Origin of the sequence: Mycobacterium sp. UM_WGJ (assembly GCF_000455125.1) — a bacterium.
Taxonomy (GTDB): domain Bacteria; phylum Actinomycetota; class Actinomycetes; order Mycobacteriales; family Mycobacteriaceae; genus Mycobacterium.
Window position 1 is genome coordinate 14621 of record NZ_AUWR01000032.1, and the last position, 16888, is coordinate 31508.

Sequence of the window (16888 nt, forward strand, 5' to 3'; positions counted from 1 at the left end):
CCCCTCACAGGTGGTGCTTGTAGGTGTCGTAGTCGGCGTCCGGTTCGCCGGTGGGCCGGAAGTATTCGATGTTGTCGATGCCCAGGCCCCACTCCTCGCGGGGCTTCCACACCGCCGCGACACGCATGCCCATGCGCACCTCGTGTGCGTCGATGTCGGACACCAAGTGCAGGAACGGAATATCGGCACCGTCGAGCAGCACGTAGGCGGCCACGTACGGCGGCTTGATGCGCTGCCCGGCGAACGGGATGTTGATGATGGCGAACGTCGTCACCGTTCCGGTGTCGGGCAACTCGACGAAGTTGTCCAGCGGCAGGCCGGTGGCCGGGTCGGCTTCCTTGGGCGGGAAGTACAGCTTGCCCTCGGTGCCGGTGCGGGCCCCCAGCAGTTTGCCCTCCTGCAAGGCGCGCAGATACGCGCTTTCGGGTAGCGATGCGGTGTGCTGGATCTCCAGGCTGGACGGGACGACCACCATGGTCACCGGATCACGCTCATCGGGGACATCGGCTACCGGTTCTGCCTCTTCGCCGATCGCGAAGTAGGCGATGTCGGTGATCGCGCCGACGGTCTCCTCGGCCCAGTGCGCGTGCACCCGGGTACCCGCGCTGATGGCCTTGGGGTTCTCGGCAGCCACCGCGTGCAGCAGTGGCACGTCGGCGCCGTCGAGCTTGATCAGCGCCCAGGCGAACGGAGTGTCCAGCGGCTGGCCCTCCAGGGGCTCCGGCTGCCATGACCACGAGACCACGGTGCCCACACTGCTCACCGGTACGATCTCGGTGAGCGGTTCGTAGCTGACCGGGTCATACTCGGCCGGTGGCACGTACACCCGACCGTCGGAGCCACGTACGCCGACGATGCGGCGCTCACGCAGAGCGGTGAAGAACGCGCCCAGAACAGGGCCGACTGAACGTGTGTAGTCGAAGGACAACTTCAGCGGCGCAGACAGCGGTGGCTCATGCTCATCGATCTGCGCGCGGGTGCTTTGGCTGGCAGTCACGGCATCGAGTAGAACAGGTTCTAACAATGGTGGCAAGCAGGCGAGCGAGGAGCCAAGGATGAAGCTGGGACTGCAACTCGGATATTGGGGCGCGCAGCCGCCGACCAACCACGCCGAACTGGTGACCGCGGCCGAGGATGCCGGCTTCGACGCGGTCTTCACCGCCGAGGCCTGGGGCTCCGATGCCTACACGCCGTTGGCCTGGTGGGGCTCGTCGACGTCACGGGTTCGGTTGGGCACCTCGGTGGTTCAGCTGTCGGCACGTACCCCGACCGCCTGCGCGATGGCCGCTTTGACGTTGGACCACCTCTCCGGTGGCCGTCACATCCTGGGCTTGGGCGTGTCCGGTCCGCAGGTGGTGGAGGGCTGGTACGGCCAGCGCTTCGGCAAGCCGCTGGCTCGCACCCGCGAGTACATCGACATCCTGCGCCAGGTGTGGTCCCGCGAGGCCCCAGTGACAAGCGCCGGCCCGCACTACCCGCTGCCGATCAGCGGCGAGGGCAGCACCGGGCTGGGCAAGACACTCAAGCCGATCACCCACCCACGCCGGGCCGACATCCCGGTGATGCTCGGCGCCGAAGGCCCGAAGAACGTTGCGCTTTCGGCTGAGATCGCCGACGGTTGGCTGCCGATCTTCTACTCCCCGCGGCTGGCCGACATGTACAACGAATGGCTCGACGAAGGCTTCGCCCGTCCGGGCGCTCGCCGTACCCGGGAGACCTTCGAGATCTGCGCGACGGCCAACATCGTCATCACCGAGGACCGCGCCGCCGCGTTCGCGGCGATGAAGCCCTACCTGGCGCTCTACATGGGCGGCATGGGTTCGGAGGACACCAACTTCCACGCCGAGGTCTACCGCCGGATGGGCTACAGCGAGGTCGTTGACGACGTGACCAAGCTGTTCCGCTCCGGACAAAAGGACAAAGCCGGCGAGATCATCCCCGACGAGCTGGTTGACGACGCCGCGATCGTGGGAGACATCGACTACGTCCGTAAGCAGATCACGGTGTGGGAGGCCGCCGGCGTCACCATGATGGTGGTCACCGGACGCAGCCCGGAGCAGATTCAGCAGCTGGCCTCGCTGGTTTAGTTCGCTTGGACGCCCGGCGCCGTTCCTGCCTTGCGAGCAGACTAGAACGCGTTCTAGATTGGCCGAATGAGCGAAGCCGGCCTGTGGAACATCGCCCGTGACACCCCCGACGCCGTCGCTGTCGTCGACGTCCACGGTGGCCAGCTGACCTACGGGGAGCTGGCCGCGCGCGCCGATCGCTACGGCCGCGGGCTGCAGGCGATGGGCCTGGCGCCCGGCGACGTGCTGGTGATGGTGCTGCCGAATATCGTCGATACGCTCGCGGTGTACTTCGCCGCCATGCAGACCGGGCTCTACATCGTGGCCGTCAACTGGCACCTCACCGGTCCGGAGATCGGCTACATCCTCTCCGACAGCGGCGCGAAAGTCGTTGTCGCCCATGAGCGGTTCGCTGAGGCAGCTACGATCGCCGCGGACGAGGCCGGCCTGCCCGCGCAGCGCCGCTTTGCCGTCGGTGACATCGAGGGGTTCGCCCCGCTGTCCACGTTGGGCGCCGACGAGCCGGCGGACCGGCCCGACGTGCGCACCATGGGCGCCGCGATGCTCTACACCTCCGGTACCACCGGCAAGCCCAAGGGCGTCCAGCGGCCGCTGACCGGCGCCGACCCCGACGCGGTTCCGGTTGCCTCGGCCGGCTTCTTCGCGCTGTATGACCTGTTGCCGTTCGACAACCACGTACACATCTGTGGCTCGCCGCTGTATCACACTGCGGTGCTGAATTTCTCGTCGATCTCCATCCAGCTGGGCCACAAGGTGGTGCTGATGGACAAGTGGGATCCCGAAGAGATGCTGGCGCTGATCGCCGAGCACAGGGTCACCCATAGCCACATGGTGCCCACCCAGTTCCGTCGGCTGTTGGCGCTGCCCGCCGAGGTGCGTGAGCGCTACGACATGTCCTCGCTGCGCAACATGATTCACGGCGCGGCGCCGTGCCCGCCCGAGGTCAAGCGCCAGATGTTGGACTGGTGGGGTCCGGTGATCACCGAGTACTACGCCGCCACCGAGGGCGGCGGCACCAAGATCAGCGGCGCCGAGTGGCTGACCCACCCCGGTTCGGTGGGCAAGGCCTGGCCGTATTCGGTGGTCAAGGTGCTCGACGACGAAGGCAACGAGCTGCCGGCCGGCGAGGTCGGCACCGTCTACATGCAGATGGGCGGCTCCACCTTCGCCTACCACAACGACCAGAAGAAGACCGAGGAGAACCGCGCTGGTGACCTGTTCACCGTCGGCGACGTCGGCTACCTGGATGAGGACGGCTACCTGTATCTGCAGGACCGCAAGACCAACATGATCATCTCCGGCGGAGTCAACGTCTACCCGGCCGAGATCGAGAACGAGCTGATCATTCACCCAAAGGTGCTCGACGTCGCGGTGTTCGGGGTGCCCGACGAGGAATGGGGCGAGGCGATCAAGGCTGTCGTCCAGCCCGCCGAGGGCGTGGCCGGAGACGACACGCTGACCGCCGAACTTATGGAGTACGCGGCGGCGCGGCTGGCGAAGTTCAAGCTGCCCCGCTCGATTGACTACATCGCCGAGATGCCGCGCGACCCCAACGGCAAGCTGTACAAGCGCAAGCTGCGCGACCCGTACTGGGAGGGGCGGGACGCCAAGATTTAGGCGCCCACCACCTGCGCGTCGCCGAAGGTCATCTCGACGCGGCCCACGGTCGACGACATCATCGGCCGCTTGGGCAGGCCCAGCGCAGCCAGCTCGCGGGCGTACGGATGGGTGCCCAGCCGCAGCGTGGTACCGCCCAGCGACCCACGCACTTTCGAAATTCGCATCTCCCAAGGCACTTGGCGGGTAACGCCGTCGAGGTGGCTGAATGCCTGCAGCACCCGGGGCCGCGAAGTGAGCGGTCCTGGAATCGGCAGGCCGCGCCCGAATTCCATGGTGGCGATGTGCTGGCCATCGGCGGCGACATCGAAACCCAACTGCCGGCCGTCGCGAACGGTGAAGTCCGCCATGATCTTCGGGAATCCCCAGATGGTGCGCCCGGCCTCCAGGGTGAACGCCTGGTCGACCGGCAGGTGGTGGATGAACGCACCGGCCGAGCCCAATGCGCGCCAGCCGCTGGCCTCGGTGCCCGGCGGTTTAGCGAGGCTCGACGGAGGAGAGGCGAAGCTGGAACCGCCGCATGAACTCGGCGGGTTGACCATCACCGCGGTCCCGAACTCCAGGTACTTACCCAGGTCGCCGTCGATATAGCGAGCCAGCATCAGATTGACCACCGCACGTCCCGGCTGCTGCTGGAAGACCTGCAGGCCGCTGTAGTCGATCATTGCCTGCGCGGCGTCCGCGGGCACTGAAAACATCGCGGAATGCACATCCGCGTGACGGATACGGACCGGCATGGTAAGCACAGTGCCAGCGATGGTGTGCTGTGAAAGAGCCATGGCTCCCACTGTAATCCGGAGGACGCCAATGACCGAGGTAATGGCCGACGCGAAGCCGGCCACCAAGCCGGACGTCGATCTGACCGACGGCACGTTCTACGCCGACGGAGGTGCCCGTGACGCCTACGGCTGGATGCGGGCCAACGAGCCGGTGTTCCGGGACCGCAACGGGCTGGCCGCGGCGTCGACCTACCAAGCGGTGATCGACGCCGAACGCACACCCGAGGTGTTCTCCAACGCCGGCGGCATCCGTCCCGACCAACCGGGCTTCCCGTACATGATCGACATGGACGACCCGGAGCACCTGGTGCGCCGCAAGCTGGTCAACGCCGGATTCACCCGCAAACGCGTGCACGCCCAGCTGCCGTCCATCGAGACGTTGTGCGACACGCTCATCGACGCGGTGTGCGAGCGCGGCGAATGCGACTTCGTCCGCGACATCGCCGCCCCGCTGCCGATGGCGGTGATCGGTGACATGCTCGGGGTACTGCCTGAAGAACGATCGATGCTGCTGCGGTGGTCAGACGACCTGGTGGCTGGGCTGAGCTCACACCTGGATCCGGAATCGGCGACGGCTCAGGCGGTCATGGCGGCGTTCGCCGGCTGGACCGAATTCACCAGGAACACCATCACGAAACGTCGGGCCGAGCCCACCGACGACCTGTTCTCCGTGCTGGTCAACGCCGAGGTGGACGGCGCGCAGATGACCGACGACGAGATCATCTTCGAGACGCTGCTGATCCTGATCGGCGGTGACGAGACCACTCGGCACACCCTGTCCGGTGGCACGGCGCAGCTGTTGCGCTACCTCGATCAGTGGGAGTTGCTGCAGCGCGAACCCGATCGGTTGCCGGTGGCGATCGAGGAGATGCTGCGGTGGACCTCGCCGGTGAAGAACATGTGCCGCACCCTGACCCGCGACACCGAGTTCCACGGCACGCAGCTGCGCGAGGGCGAGAAGATGCTGCTGCTGTTCGAGTCGGCCAACTTCGACGAGTCGATATTCGACGAGCCGGAACGCTTCGACGTCACCCGCGACCCCAACAGTCACGTGGCATTCGGCTTCGGCACGCACTTCTGCCTGGGCAACCAGCTGGCCCGGCTGGAGTTACGGCTGATGACGCAGAAAATCTTGCAACGCCTGCCGGATCTGCGGCTGGCCTCCGATGACGCGCTGCCACTGCGGCCGGCGAACTTCGTCAGCGGCCTGGAGTCGATGCCGGTGGTGTTCACCCCGACTAAGCCGGTGCTGGCTTAGCCGCGTCGCCCTCGCCGTTCGGCGGAAAAGCGGGCGGGTTACCCGCTCGGCGGGGAAGGGAGGGGCGCCCGCAGCGACTCGATGATCGCCTCCGTCGGGGACCGCCACTCCAGACCCAGATCGGCCAAGGTGGCCGAGTCGTCGGTGGGGGTGGCCGAGGTCAGCAGCCAGGCCGCTTCGTAGCTCAGCGACTCTGGCAGCGGCAGCAGCTTGCTGGCAAGGTCGCTGACTCGGCCGATTCCCTTGAAAACGCTGGGCGAAATAGGGATTCGCCGCACCGGCTTGCTCAGGCCCTGCTCCACCGCGGCAATCATCTCGGCGAAGCTGACCATGATCCCGCCGCACAGGTAGCGGTGCGGGCCGCGGCCGGGCCGCATCAGCGCCTCGTGCACCCGGCCGATGTCGCGGACGTCGACCATCGCCATGCCGCCGCGCACCACCGGCGCCACCCGGTACTTCACGATCGGCGTCCAGCCCCGCTCGGTGACACCGGGCGCGGTATGAAACGCCGGGCCGACCACGCTGGAGGGATAGGTGACCACGACCGGGGCGCCTTCGTCCTGCAGCCGGCGGGCCACCCGCTCGCCGTAGGCCTTGGTGCGCGCGTACGCGCTGCGCCCGGGCACGGTGGGCGAGTCCGGCCCGATGATCCCGTTCGGCGGCGGAAAGAGCGCGCTGTAGGAACTGACCGACACCACCGGGTCCAGACCGGCGGCCACGGCGCGGGTCAAGATCGCTTCGGTGGCGTAGGCGTTGATGTCCCACATCAACTTTTCCTGGCGGTCGTTGGTGCCGACCACCCCCGCGGCATGCAACACCGAGTCGCAGCCGTCCAACAGCGCAGCCACCACCGCGGTGTCGCGGATGTCGCCGTCGAGAACCTCCAATGCGCCCAGTTCACGCAGTCGCGGAATGACGGGCTCAGCACCGCAGCCCGGGGCGACCATGAGCCGAACCGAATGCCCGGCTTCGAGCAGGGCCTTGACCGTGTGGGCGCCGAGGTAACCGGTGCCGCCGGTGACTGCGACCCGCATCAGCGGTTCTTGAATTCCGGCTTGCGCTTCTCGGCGAACGCCCGCGGGCCTTCCTTGGCGTCCTCGCTCAAGAAGACCTTGATGCCGATTTTGGTGTCGATCTTGAAGGCATCGTTCTCGTGCAGGCCCTCGGTCTCGTGGATGGTGCGCAGCATCGCCTGCACCGCCAGTGGTCCGTTGTTGTTGATCTGCTCGGCGATCTCCAGCGCCTTGGTCAGAGCCTGGCCGTCGGCCACCACATGGCCGATCAGGCCCATCTCCAGCGCCTCGGCGGCGGTGATGTGTCGACCGGTGAACAGCAGGTCACAGGCCATGGTGTAGGGAATCTGGCGCACCAGTCGCACCGCGGAGCCGCCCATCGGGTACAGGCTCCACTTGGCTTCGGAGATGCCGAACTTGGCGCTTTCACCGGCGATGCGGATATCGGTGCCCTGCAGGATCTCGGTGCCCCCGGCGATGGCCGGGCCTTCCACCGCGGCGATCAGCGGCTTGGTCAGCCGGCGCCCCTTGAGCAGGCCGTCGATACGCGACGGGTCGTAGCTGCCGTCTTTGAAGGAGTCGCCGGGTGCCTTCTTGTTGGCCGCTTTGAGGTCCATGCCCGCGCAGAAATAACCACCGGCGCCGGTCAGGATGCACGAGCGGATGTCGTCGTCGTTGTCGACGCGGTCCCAGGCCTCGACCATGATCGCCAGCATTTCGCCGGAAAGAGCGTTGCGGGACTCTGGCCGGTTCAGGGTGACGATCAGGGTGTGTCCGCGCTGCTCAACGAGGGCGTGGGGCTGTTCTGACGACTCGCTCACCGGCGTCCGCCTTTCCGGGTTGGAACCTCGACTTGAAATCGAAATGTAACACGTTCTAGTTTGTGTGTTGTGGCTCTCAACATCGCCGACTTAGCCGAACACGCCATCGACGCCGTACCGGATCGGGTTGCCCTGATCTGTGGGCCTGATCAGCTGACCTACGGGCAGCTGGAGGAGAAGGCCAACCGGCTGGCCCATTACCTGATCGACCAAGGCGTCAAGAAGGACGACAAGGTCGGCCTGTACTGCCGCAATCGCAACGAGATCGTCGTCGCGATGCTCGGCATCGTCAAGGCCGGCGCCATCCTGGTCAACGTCAACTTCCGTTACGTCGAGGGCGAACTGCGCTACCTGTTCGACAACTCCGACATGGTGGCCCTGGTGCACGAGCGCCAGTACGCCGACCGGGTGGCCAACGTGCTGCCCGACACCCCGAATATCAAGACCATTCTGGTGGTCGAGGACGGCAGCGACCTGGACTACCAGCGCTACGGCGGAGTGGAGTTCGAGGCGGCCCTACAGCAGGGCTCGCCCGAGCGTGACTTCGGACCGCGCAGCGAAGACGACATCTACCTGCTCTACACCGGTGGCACCACCGGGTTCCCCAAGGGCGTGATGTGGCGCCACGAGGACATCTACCGGGTGCTGTTCGGCGGCACCGACTTCGCCACCGGCGAGCCGATCGCCGACGAGTACGGACTGGCCAAGCAGGCAGTGGCCAACCCGCCGATGGTCCGCCACCCGATCCCGCCGATGATCCACGGGGCCACTCAGTCGGCGACCTGGATGTCGTTGTTCAGCGGCCAAACCGTGGTGCTGGCACCGGAATTCGATGCCGACGCGGTGTGGCGCACCATCCACGACCACAAGGTCAACCTGCTGTTCTTCACCGGTGACGCGATGGCGCGCCCGCTGCTGGACGCGCTATTGGCCCATCAGGACGCCGGCAACGAGTACGACTTGACGTCGCTGTTCCTGCTGGCGTCCACCGCGGCACTGTTCAGCCCCAGCATCAAAGAACGGCTGCTGGAGCTGCTGCCCAACCGGATCATCACCGACTCCATCGGTTCCTCGGAGACCGGTTTTGGCGGCACCAGCATCGTCGCCAAGGGTGAGGCGCACACCGGCGGGCCGCGGGTCACCATCGACAAGAACACCGTGGTGCTCGACGAGGACGGCAACGAGGTCAAGCCGGGCTCGGGTGTGCGCGGCATCATCGCCAAGCGCGGTCACATCCCGGTCGGCTACTACAAGGACGAGAAGAAGACCGCCGAGACCTTCCGCACCATCAACGGCGTGCGGTACGCGATCCCCGGCGACTTCGCTCAGGTCGAGGCCGACGGTTCGGTGACCATGCTGGGGCGCGGCTCGGTGTCGATCAACTCCGGAGGCGAGAAGATCTACCCCGAAGAGGTTGAGGCCGCCCTCAAGACCCACCCCGACGTCTTCGACGCACTGGTGGTCGGGGTGCCCGACGCCCGGTACGGCCAGCATGTGGCCGCGGTGGTGCAGCCGCGCGGGGATGCCCGGCCCTCGCTGGACGAGATCAACGCCTGCGCGCGTACCGAGATCGCCGGATACAAGGTGCCCCGCAGCCTGTGGTTCGTCGACGAGGTGAAGCGTTCGCCTGCCGGCAAACCCGACTACCGCTGGGCCAAGGAGCAGACCGAAGCCCGCCCCGCCGATGAGGTGCACGCCAAGCATGTGGCGGCTGAGAGCTAGATTGGCCGGATTTTTTGGCGGTGAGCCGCTCACAGCGAACCGGTGTCCGGGCTAGTCTCTGTCGATGCAGCGACTTTCGGGCGTCGACGCCGCGTTCTGGTCCGCGGAAACGGCGGGTTGGCACATGCACATCGGTGGGCTGGCGATCTGTGACACCACCAATGCGCCGAACTACAGCTTCGAGCGGGTTCGCCAGCTGCTGATCGAGCGGCTGCCGCAACTTCCGCAGTTGCGCTGGCGGGTCAGCCCGTCGCCGTTGGGGCTGGACCGCCCGTGGTTCGTCGAAGACGAGCATCTCGACATCGACTTCCACCTGCGGCGCATCGGCGTTCCAGCCCCCGGCGGGCGGCGCGAGGTGGAAGAACTCGTGGGCCGGCTGATGTCCTACAAGCTGGATCGGTCACGCCCGCTGTGGGAGATGTGGGTGATCGAAGGTGTCAGCGGCGGCCGGGTGGCGACCCTGACCAAGATGCATCATGCGATCGTCGACGGTGTCTCTGGCGCCGGGCTGTTCGAGATCATGCTGGACGTGACGCCTGAGCCGCGACCGCCAGAGCCTGCGGCGATGGAGTCGTCGAACGGGGTCAGCATGCCCAGCTACGAGCGCCGGGTCCTAGACGAGCTGGTCAACGTCGCGGTCAAGACGCCCTACCGGATCGGGCGCCTGTTGCAGCAGACGGTGCGCCAGCAGATCGCCACGGTCGGACTGGGACTGCCCCGCAAACCTCCGCGCTACTTCGACGCCCCGGTGACCCGCTTCAACGACAGCGTTTCGCCGCACCGGCGGATCAGCGCCGCGCGCGTCGAGCTTGCCCGGATCAAGGCCGTCAAGGATGCCTATGGGGTCAAGCTCAACGACGTCGTGCTGGCCATGGTCGCCGGTGCGGTCCGCGACTACCTGCGCGAGCGCGGCGAGCTGCCGGACAAGCCGCTGGTGGCACAGATCCCGGTGTCGACCCGCACCGAGGAGACGCAGGGTGAGGTGGGCAACCAGGTCAGCTCGATGACCGTGTCGATGGCGACCGACATCGAGGGAGCAGCCCAGCGGCTCAAGACGATTCACGCCAGCACCCAGAGTGCCAAGCAGATGGCCAAAGCGCTCTCGGCCCACCAGATCATGGGACTCACCGACACCACCCCGCCCGGCCTGCTGCAACTGGCCGCCCGTGCCTACACCGCGACCGGCCTCTCGCACCGTCTGGCGCCGATCAACCTCGTCGTCTCCAATGTTCCGGGGCCGCCGATCCCGATCTATATGGCTGGTGCGGAATTGGAATCACTGGTGCCGCTCGGCCCGCCGGTCATGGACGTGGCGCTGAACATCACCTGCTTCTCCTACCGCGACCACCTCGACTTCGGATTCGTGACCACGCCGGAGATCGCCGAGGACATCCACAAGATGGCCGACGCGATCGAACCGGCACTGGCCGAATTGGAGCGCGACATCGATCGAGGCAAGAACCGAACCGGCCGGCGCTGAGCGCTACCGGCCCGGTAGCGCCTGCACCACCCGGATCATCGGGGTCAGCAGCTTCTGCCACACCGGAGCCGAGATCCCCAGCGGCGGATCCAGATTCAGGACCCGCGCCGTGGAGACTGTCTGCGACTCGGTGTACTTGAGGATTCCGTCCGCGCCATGCCGACGGCCCACCCCGGACGCCTTCATGCCGCCCATCGGCGCCGCGGTGCTGCCGAAGGCCAGCGCGTAGCCCTCATCGACGTTGACCGTCCCGGACTTGATCCGCGCGGCGATCGCCTCACCCTGCGACTTGGTGGCGGCCCACACGCTGGCGTTCAGCCCATACTCGGTGTCGTTGGCCCGTGCGATCGCCTCCTCGACGTTGTCGACGGGATAGATGGAGACCACCGGCCCGAACGTCTCGTTGCGTGCGCACTCCATCTCGTCGGTCACGTCGGCCAGCACCGTCGGCTCGTAGAACAGCGGCCCGATGTCGGGGCGGGCCTTACCACCGGCAATCACCTTGGCGCCCTTGGCCTTGGCGTCGTCGACGTGATTGGAGATGGTCTTGACCTGGTCTTCGGAGATCAAACTGCCCATATCCGCGGTGAAGTCGTAGGCCGCCGAGAGCTTCATCGCGCGCACCTGCTCGGCGAACTTCGCCGCGAACTCCTCGGCGACGTCGCGCTCGACGTAGATGCGCTCGATCGAAATGCACAACTGTCCGGCGTTGGAGAAGCAGGCCCGGGTGGCAGCCTTGGCGACCTCGGACAGGTTGGCGCCCTTGGTGACGATCATCGGGTTCTTGCCGCCCAGCTCGGCGGAGAAGCCGATCAGCCGGGAACCGCACTGCTCGGCCAGGGTGCGACCGGTGGCGCTGGAGCCGGTGAACATCAGGTAGTCGCACTGCTGCACGATCGCGGTGCCGACCACCGACCCCGGCCCCGGCACCACCGCGAACAACTCACGCGGCAGGCCCGCCTGATACAGCAGCTCGGCGTTGGCCAGCGTGCAGTAGGGGGTCTGACTGTCCGGCTTGACCACCACCGCGTTGCCCGCCAGCAGCGCGGGGATGGCGTCGGAGATCGACAGGGTCATCGGGTAGTTCCACGGCGCGATCACACCCACCACGCCCTTGGGGTGGTGGTTGATCACGGTCTTGACGATGCCGGGCAGCAGCCCGGGGACTCGCTTGGAGGCCAGCAACTTGGTGGCCTGGCGCGCGTAGTACCGCGCGTTGAGCATGATGTCGAGAATCTCTTCCTGGGCCGCCGAACGCGCCTTGCCGGTCTCGGCCTGGCAGACGTCCATCAGGAAGTCCCGGTTGGCGATCACCAGATCGCGGTAGCGCTCGATGATCGCGCTGCGCTCCTTGACGCTGCGCGCCGCCCAGGTTCGCTGCGCCTCGCGGGCCTTGGCGAACGCCGCCGTCACGTCCTCGGCGTTGCCGACCGGGATGGTGGTCAGCGGCTTACCGGTGAAGACCTCGTCGATGGTCTTCGACTGCCGCGCCTCGATGTCGTCGATCGCGGACAGTTGACGCAGTCGGTCGAAGTCTATGGCGGATGGGGCGGGCATGGGCGATCTCCTACTCGCGGGTAACACGGCGTTAGCCGCCAAACTACCCCGCGCAGCGGCCACCCGGTAGCTCGGCGGCATGGGCGCTGAGCCACTGGGTGAGCTGGTTGAGTGCCGCAGTCCCGGATCCGAAACTGCCGTCCTTGGGTTCGGCGGCCAAGGCCACGGCCAGATCGCCCGCCGGTGCGTGCACGATGCCGAACTGCCGCACCAGGTACCCGCCACCGGCGCCAGGTCCCCAGCCGCCCTTGCTGGGGACGTTGAGCCCGGCCAGCCCCCAGCGCTGGTCGGGCACGGTGTTGCGCATCAAGCTGTAGACGGGCGCAGCGACGGCCATGCAGGGCAGGTGGGCGGCGAACACCGCTTGGCGGGCCAGCGGCCACTGGGTCTGACCGAAGGCGCTGAACTCGGGACGCAGCCGCCGGGATTCGACCGCGGTGCCGGTGTCCCCGCCGGCCCGCAGGACGGCCTGCACCTGCTGGGCGGCCTGAGGCGCCGGCCCCAGCGATGCCCACAACTGCTCGGCGGCGTCGTTGTCGGATGCTGTCACGGCCTTAGCCGCCAGCTCCTGGGCGTTCGGGCGGTTGGCGTGCAGCGCCGCGATCGCCAGCGGGACCTTGATGGTCGACCAGGCCACGCCGTTCTGCAGCGATCCGAGGGTGGCCACCTGGTTCTGGCCGACCGGGGCATAGGCGATGCCGACGTTGGCTCCGATGGTGTTGGCCAGCTGCGCGAAGCTGGCCTGGAGCGGTTCCGCGGAGGCGGGCGAGGCCAGGGCCAGGGGTAAGGCCAGGGCGGCGGCCAGGATTGCGACGAGCATGCGGCGGGCGGCAGGCATTGACTCATATTGCCCGCGGTGGGCGACGAAAGGGGATGACCATTGGCCGTGTCGAACCGGCCAATCCCCGGGATTGTTCGACCAGAGCGGTCCGTGGCAGCCGCTGAATGCCGGGCTCAGCACGGGCGAGTGGGGCACCGGAGGTGTAACAATTCTCGTTAAACCGTACAATCGTCTGTTTTCGGCTATCTTTTCATCATGAAAGCAGCGCTCGGTGCAGCAGCGGCCCTGATCTTCTCGGCTATCGGCATGGCGCCGACCGTCCTGGCGCAGCCGGATCTGCACTTCTTCGTATCCCCGAGCGGAAACATCGCGTGCCTGGTAGGCCCCGACTGGGTCCGGTGCGACATCCAAGAACGTGATTGGTCGCCGCCGCCGCGGCCGTCGGATTGTTACAGTCAGACCGGGTACGGGCAGGGCATCCAAATCGAGGCTCACGGTAAGGCCGAGTTCGTCTGTGCCGGAGACACCACGTTCGGCGGGGACGCGCGAACCCTCAACTACGGCGAACGTGACAGTTCAACGACACATCTGTGCACCAGTGAGAAGTCCGGGATCAGGTGCGAGAACCGGGACGACCACGGGTTCGTGATTTCCCGCGAGTCTTACGAACTGTTCTGACAGGCATTTTCAGCGCTGCGCCAGTGCCTTCATGTCGGGTGCCAGCACGTCGGTCAGCGATGACCATGGCACGGTGATGACCGGCGAGCCGTGTCCGAACTGATAGTCGGCAAAGTGGATCTGGATGCCCTCGGCGGTAGGAATCCAGTTCGCGAAGTTTTCCGCGATCGGGCGGTTGCCCGGTTCGTCGGACATCGGCTCGCCGCCGCCGTAGGTGGTCGGCCAGATCCGTTTGGTCTGCTCGGAGAGTCGATTGAGGCCGTCTTGTTCGGTGATGAACAGGTCGCTCAAAGTGATCGGTTTGGCATTCCGACTGTCGATGACGACAGTGCTCACATAGTTGGTCGGATGGGCCGCGTCTTTGGCGTAGTAGACGCCGGTGAGAACCTGGGCGATCGCGATGGGGCGAAAGGTCAATGCCGACTGAATCTCAAGCCGCCAAGGCGAACTGGTGTCCGCGTCCGCACGCACTTGATCGATCTGATAGCGCGCCGATGCGTTGCCGGCTTTGTTGAACGACTCGGCCACCCGGGGATCGCCGCCCGATATCCGGCCGACTTCCGCGCGCCAGTGGCCCCGGCCGTCGGCGGTCGCTCCCTCGATTGGGGCGACCGTGACGGTGTAACTCTTCCCGTTGGAGATCTGCGAATCCGTGTGGGTCACCGGCGATGGGCTTGCGGAAGTCAGGGTTGTCGATGTGACAACGAGCTGATGTCCCACGGAGACAGACGACTCGGTGTTCCCGCAGGAAGCCGTCGGCATCGACAGTGCGGCCACGAAAGTCGCGGCCAAGAGTGTCCTGCGGGTCTGAGGTATGCGGTGTCCGGTGAGCTGGTGAAGGGGCACCCGTAGATCATCGCACCGGCGCCGGAAGGTGGTACGCGGTTTTTGCTGATCGCGGCTGCATGCGGGCGCGAACGGATATCGCGCAGAATCTCCACGTCGCCGGGTGTGGTTCTGTCATCGTGGACGCCAAACCGTGATCGAGGAGCGGGCCATGTACATACGTCGCAGTTTGACCATGCTGCGCGCGGTCCGCGGGGCGGTGTTGATTTGCGTCCTGCTGGGGTTGTTCGTCACGGCGCTGCCTTTTGTGTCCAGTGCGGCCTTGGGGCCGCTGATGCAAGCCGTCGCCGCCGCCGGGATGAATGGGGACCTCTCCGATGTATGGGGGCAACAGGGTTCGTTGCTCAGCCGTGACGGCGGTTTGGCCTCCGGTCTTGTCGGATGGCTGACGAAGCCGCTGAATTTCATGGTGCTGCTGAGCATTTGGTCGGGCGCATTGGTGCTGGCGCAAGCGCTGGGCTTCGTCAACGCGTGGATCGGTGCGCATGTCGAGCGCAAGCTGCTGGCTGCGATCCTGCAGCGTGTTCACGACCACGTTCAATCGCTGTCCCTGGACTTCTTCGTCGGTGCGCGCAGCGGTGTCCTGATTCAGCGTGTGCAACTGGAGGCGCCGTGTGTCCAGCGGCTGTTGACCGATTGCGTTGTCCCACCGCTTGTCGACGCAGTGGTCTTGGTGGTCGCGCTCGGATACCTTCTCGCGTTGTCCTGGCCGATGACGGTGGTGTCGCTGGTTCTGGCCCCGCTCGCGCTCATGGCCCTTCGTTACGCGGGCAGCAGGCTCCAGGTGGTGACGCAACGAGCGATGATGGCAAATCGCGAGATGAGTGGCGAACTCGCCGAGACGGCCAGTGGTATCTCGGAGATTCAGGTGTTCAACGCCCAGCGTCGCCGCAGTGAGACGTTCGGCGAATCGGCGATGGCCGCGACGAAGAACATGGCCGCGATGCGGGTCTGGATGCAGGCATCGACCAACGGTGTCCAGGTCTTCATCGCGCTGAGCACGGTGCTGGTGCTGGTGAGCGGGATCGCGTGGGGCGACCGGTTCGGTCTGAGCTTCGCGGGCCTGGTGGTGTTCATCGCGTATGTGCCGACGATGTTTGCAGCTGTGCAGCGAATGGTATTGGCGTATACGACCTATCAGTCGATCCTGCCCCACGTCGCATCGACCTACGAACTGCTCGACACCGAGCCCACGGTGCGGGAACTCCCTAATGCTGCCGCGTTGCCCAGCATCAGGGGCGACGTCGTATTCGAAGATGTTTCCTTCAGCTATTCGCCGCAACAGAAGGTTCTGAATGGGTTGTCCTTCTCGATCGCGGCAGGAGAGACGGTGGCGCTGGTCGGACCGATCGGATCAGGAAAATCGACCGTCTTCAATCTACTGCTGCGTTTCCTTGAACCGCAGAGCGGCCGGATTCTGCTGGACGGCAACGATATCCGTCAGGTGACATTGCACTCGCTGCGAGAACAGGTGTCCAAACTCGCGCAGTTCCCGTTCTATCTAAAGGACACGATTCGACAGAACGTGCGGTTGGGCAGGCGCGATGCCAGCGACAGTGAGGTCGAAGATGCCTGTCGATCGGCCCATATCCATGCGGTGATCGTCGATCCGGCCAAGGTTCGCGACGGCTATGACACCGTCATGGACCTCGAGGTGCCGTCGGGAGGGCAGAAGCGGCTGATCGCCTTCGCGCGGTGTCTGCTTCGCCGGCCGCAGGTCCTGCTCCTCGACGAGCCGACGGAGAACCTGGATGCCGATCAGCGATCCCGCGTAACCGCCGTGATCCGGGAATACGCGGATACCCGCACCTGTCTGGTGATCAGCCACGACATGGACTTCATCGCGGCCGTGGCCGACCGGATCATCGTGTTGAACCACGGCAGAGCCGCCGAACAGGGCACTCACGCGGAGTTGATGAATCGTGGCGGCCTGTACACGCGGCTCTGCGCTGCCGACAACGCGGACTCGGCACTACTCGATCGCAGCGCTCCGGGCTGAGAAGACGACCCGCTCGCGAGGAGCCCTGCCCGATTGATCGGTGCGACGAGGCTTCCGGAGCGACCGCTCAGCCGCGCGGTGGCAGCGGTGCCGCGGTGTCGGGGGTGTCGAGATGCCGCTGGTACCAGCCCATGTAGCCGTAGCCCGTGCTGCTGTCCGACAGGTAATTCCCGCTGCCCTGAGTGGTGGCGCGGACATCCCCTACGTGCACGACCTGCGGGGGTGAGTAGTTGCGCATCCGGGAACCTCC

Annotated in this window: 15 protein-coding genes; 7 read left to right on the forward strand and 8 right to left on the reverse strand. The window is 66.1% G+C overall.

Annotated features, from left to right (window positions below):
* Positions 1–4: 4 nt before the first annotated feature.
* Positions 5–997, reverse strand: coding sequence for a Zn-ribbon domain-containing OB-fold protein (locus N416_RS0111240; protein WP_024442205.1), 993 nt, complete (start codon positions 995–997; stop codon positions 5–7).
* Positions 998–1055: 58 nt separating this feature from the next.
* Here N416_RS0111240 and N416_RS0111245 point away from each other — a divergent pair, with 58 nt between their 5' ends.
* Positions 1056–2087 carry an LLM class F420-dependent oxidoreductase gene (locus N416_RS0111245; protein WP_024442206.1) on the forward strand — a complete coding sequence of 344 codons (1032 nt, stop codon included), beginning with the start codon at positions 1056–1058 and terminating at the stop codon, positions 2085–2087.
* 66 nt (positions 2088–2153) lie between these two features.
* On the forward strand, positions 2154–3704 hold the full coding sequence (locus tag N416_RS0111250) for an acyl-CoA synthetase (RefSeq protein WP_024442207.1): 1551 nt from the start codon (positions 2154–2156) through the stop codon (positions 3702–3704).
* Here N416_RS0111250 and N416_RS0111255 read toward each other — a convergent pair.
* Positions 3701–4483 carry an acetoacetate decarboxylase family protein gene (locus tag N416_RS0111255; RefSeq protein WP_036457724.1) on the reverse strand — a complete coding sequence of 261 codons (783 nt, stop codon included), beginning with the start codon at positions 4481–4483 and terminating at the stop codon, positions 3701–3703. The genes N416_RS0111250 and N416_RS0111255 overlap by 4 nt on opposite strands.
* A 40-nt stretch (positions 4484–4523) precedes the next feature.
* Here N416_RS0111255 and N416_RS0111260 point away from each other — a divergent pair, with 40 nt between their 5' ends.
* Positions 4524–5741, forward strand: coding sequence for a cytochrome P450 (locus tag N416_RS0111260; RefSeq protein WP_024442209.1), 1218 nt, complete (start codon positions 4524–4526; stop codon positions 5739–5741).
* A gap of 38 nt (positions 5742–5779) precedes the next feature.
* On the opposite strand, the gene N416_RS0111265 is transcribed toward N416_RS0111260, so the two are convergent.
* Positions 5780–6775 carry an NAD-dependent epimerase/dehydratase family protein gene (locus tag N416_RS0111265; RefSeq protein ID WP_024442210.1) on the reverse strand — a complete coding sequence of 332 codons (996 nt, stop codon included), beginning with the start codon at positions 6773–6775 and terminating at the stop codon, positions 5780–5782.
* Positions 6775–7575: a crotonase/enoyl-CoA hydratase family protein gene (locus N416_RS0111270; RefSeq protein ID WP_024442211.1), complete on the reverse strand. Its 801-nt coding sequence runs from the start codon at positions 7573–7575 to the stop codon at positions 6775–6777. Before N416_RS0111270 ends, N416_RS0111265 begins: the two co-directional genes overlap by 1 nt.
* Before the next feature lie 69 nt (positions 7576–7644).
* Here N416_RS0111270 and N416_RS0111275 point away from each other — a divergent pair, with 69 nt between their 5' ends.
* Together N416_RS0111275 and N416_RS0111280 are read left to right on the forward strand one after the other, a co-directional pair.
* Positions 7645–9297: an acyl-CoA synthetase gene (locus tag N416_RS0111275; RefSeq protein WP_024442212.1), complete on the forward strand. Its 1653-nt coding sequence runs from the start codon at positions 7645–7647 to the stop codon at positions 9295–9297.
* Positions 9298–9361: 64 nt separating this feature from the next.
* Entirely contained in the window at positions 9362–10777 is a 1416-nt protein-coding gene (locus tag N416_RS0111280) for a wax ester/triacylglycerol synthase family O-acyltransferase (RefSeq protein ID WP_024442213.1), read from the forward strand.
* A gap of 3 nt (positions 10778–10780) precedes the next feature.
* Here the strand turns inward: N416_RS0111280 and N416_RS0111285 are convergent, their stop codons facing one another.
* Together N416_RS0111285 and N416_RS0111290 are read right to left on the reverse strand one after the other, a co-directional pair.
* Positions 10781–12334, reverse strand: a complete 1554-nt coding sequence (locus N416_RS0111285; protein ID WP_024442214.1) for a succinic semialdehyde dehydrogenase — start codon at positions 12332–12334, stop codon at positions 10781–10783.
* A gap of 43 nt (positions 12335–12377) precedes the next feature.
* Positions 12378–13172, reverse strand: a complete 795-nt coding sequence (locus tag N416_RS0111290) for a hypothetical protein (RefSeq protein WP_231384168.1) — start codon at positions 13170–13172, stop codon at positions 12378–12380.
* 198 nt (positions 13173–13370) lie between these two features.
* On the opposite strand from N416_RS0111290, the gene N416_RS0111295 reads away from it, so the two are divergent.
* Complete coding sequence (locus tag N416_RS0111295; RefSeq protein ID WP_024442216.1) at positions 13371–13793, forward strand: DUF6636 domain-containing protein; 423 nt, start codon at positions 13371–13373, stop codon at positions 13791–13793.
* Positions 13794–13802: 9 nt separating this feature from the next.
* Here N416_RS0111295 and N416_RS0111300 read toward each other — a convergent pair whose 3' ends face one another.
* Positions 13803–14570: an RsiV family protein gene (locus tag N416_RS0111300; RefSeq protein ID WP_231384169.1), complete on the reverse strand. Its 768-nt coding sequence runs from the start codon at positions 14568–14570 to the stop codon at positions 13803–13805.
* A gap of 202 nt (positions 14571–14772) precedes the next feature.
* Here N416_RS0111300 and N416_RS0111305 point away from each other — a divergent pair, with 202 nt between their 5' ends.
* Positions 14773–16638, forward strand: coding sequence for an ABC transporter ATP-binding protein (locus tag N416_RS0111305; protein ID WP_024442218.1), 1866 nt, complete (start codon positions 14773–14775; stop codon positions 16636–16638).
* Between the two features lie 67 nt (positions 16639–16705).
* Here the strand turns inward: N416_RS0111305 and N416_RS23225 are convergent, their stop codons facing one another.
* Positions 16706–16876, reverse strand: coding sequence for a lasso RiPP family leader peptide-containing protein (locus N416_RS23225; protein WP_109370734.1), 171 nt, complete (start codon positions 16874–16876; stop codon positions 16706–16708).
* Between the last annotated feature and the right edge of the window lie 12 nt (positions 16877–16888).